This is a genomic window from Sporosarcina highlanderae, assembly GCF_030433715.1.
GTDB lineage: Bacteria > Bacillota > Bacilli > Bacillales_A > Planococcaceae > Sporosarcina > Sporosarcina highlanderae.
The window spans coordinates 1-2276 of the sequence record NZ_JAROCC010000026.1 but is presented as its reverse complement, the minus strand read 5'-3'; the positions used below and the strand labels follow the sequence as shown (position 1 = coordinate 2276).

General features: G+C 54.4%; 1 rRNA gene. It reads right to left on the bottom strand.

The features are described from left to right. A 23S ribosomal RNA gene (locus P5G49_RS17430) occupies window positions 1-2276 on the bottom strand; the annotation flags it as partial.

Below are 2276 nucleotides of genomic sequence, written 5' to 3'. Positions count from 1 at the left end.
AGGTTAAGTCCTCGATCGATTAGTATCCGTCAGCTGCACGTGTCGCCACGCTTCCACCCCGGACCTATCCACCTCATCATCTTTGAGGGATCTTACTTACAAATGTAATGGGAAATCTCATCTTGAGGGGGGCTTCATGCTTAGATGCTTTCAGCATTTATCCCGTCCACACATAGCTACCCAGCGATGCCTTTGGCAAGACAACTGGTACACCAGCGGTGTGTCCATCCCGGTCCTCTCGTACTAAGGACAGCTCCTCTCAAATTTCCTGCGCCCGCGACGGATAGGGACCGAACTGTCTCACGACGTTCTGAACCCAGCTCGCGTACCGCTTTAATGGGCGAACAGCCCAACCCTTGGGACCGACTACAGCCCCAGGATGCGATGAGCCGACATCGAGGTGCCAAACCTCCCCGTCGATGTGGACTCTTGGGGGAGATAAGCCTGTTATCCCCGGGGTAGCTTTTATCCGTTGAGCGATGGCCCTTCCATGCGGAACCACCGGATCACTAAGCCCGTCTTTCGACCCTGCTCGACTTGTAGGTCTCGCAGTCAAGCTCCCTTATGCCTTTGCACTCTACGAATGATGTCCAACCATTCTGAGGGAACCTTTGGGCGCCTCCGTTACACTTTAGGAGGCGACCGCCCCAGTCAAACTGCCCACCTGACACTGTCTCCTGCCCGGATCACGGGCAAGGGTTAGAAGTCCAATACAGCCAGGGTAGTATCCCACCATTGCCTCCTCCGAAGCTGGCGCTCCGGATTCCAAGGCTCCTACCTATCCTGTACAGGCTGCACCGGAATTCAATATCAGGCTACAGTAAAGCTCCACGGGGTCTTTCCGTCCTGTCGCGGGTAATGCGCATCTTCACGCATATTATAATTTCACCGAGTCTCTCGTTGAGACAGTGCCCAGATCGTTACGCCTTTCGTGCGGGTCGGAACTTACCCGACAAGGAATTTCGCTACCTTAGGACCGTTATAGTTACGGCCGCCGTTTACTGGGGCTTCAATTCAAAGCTTCGCTTGCGCTGACCTCTCCTCTTAACCTTCCAGCACCGGGCAGGCGTCAGCCCCTATACGTCACCTTACGGTTTTGCAGAGACCTGTGTTTTTGCTAAACAGTCGCCTGGGCCTATTCACTGCGGCTCTCTCGGGCTTTAACACCCTACCAGAGCACCCCTTCTCCCGAAGTTACGGGGTCATTTTGCCGAGTTCCTTAACGAGAGTTCTCTCGATCACCTTAGGATTCTCTCCTCGCCTACCTGTGTCGGTTTGCGGTACGGGCACCTCCCGCCTCGCTAGAGGCTTTTCTTGGCAGTGTGAAATCAGGGACTCCGGGGATAATTCCCCTTGCCATCACAGCTCAATGTTATAGGAACGGGATTTGCCTCGTTCCACACCTCACTGCTTAGACGCGCATGACCAACAGCGCGCTCACCCTATCCTTCTGCGTCCCCCCATTGCTGATAACGGCGGGGAGGTGGTACAGGAATATCAACCTGTTCTCCATCGTCTACGCCTTTCGGCCTCGACTTAGGTCCCGACTAACCCTGAGCGGACGAGCCTTCCTCAGGAAACCTTAGGCATTCGGTGGAAGGGATTCTCACCCTTCTTTCGCTACTCATACCGGCATTCTCACTTCCAAGCGCTCCACCAGTCCTTACGATCTGGCTTCGACGCCCTTGGAACGCTCTCCTACCACTGACACCATAGGTGTCAATCCGCAGTTTCGGTGATCCGTTTAGCCCCGGTACATTTTCGGCGCAGCGCCACTCGACCAGTGAGCTATTACGCACTCTTTAAATGGTGGCTGCTTCTAAGCCAACATCCTGGTTGTCTGGGCAGCGCCACATCCTTTTCCACTTAACGGATACTTGGGGACCTTAACTGGCGGTCTGGGCTGTTTCCCTCTCGACTACGGATCTTATCACCCGCAGTCTGACTCCCAAACATAAATCATCGGCATTCGGAGTTTGTCTGAATTCGGTAACCCGGGATGGGCCCCTAGTCCAAACAGTGCTCTACCTCCGAGATTCTTTCGTTTGAGGCTAGCCCTAAAGCTATTTCGGAGAGAACCAGCTATCTCCAGGTTCGATTGGAATTTCACCGCTACCCACACCTCATCCCCGCACTTTTCAACGTACGTGGGTTCGGGCCTCCAGTAAGTGTTACCTTACCTTCACCCTGGACATGGGTAGATCACCTGGTTTCGGGTCTACGACCCCATACTCATTCGCCCTATTCAGACTCGCTTTCGCTGCGGCTCCGCATTC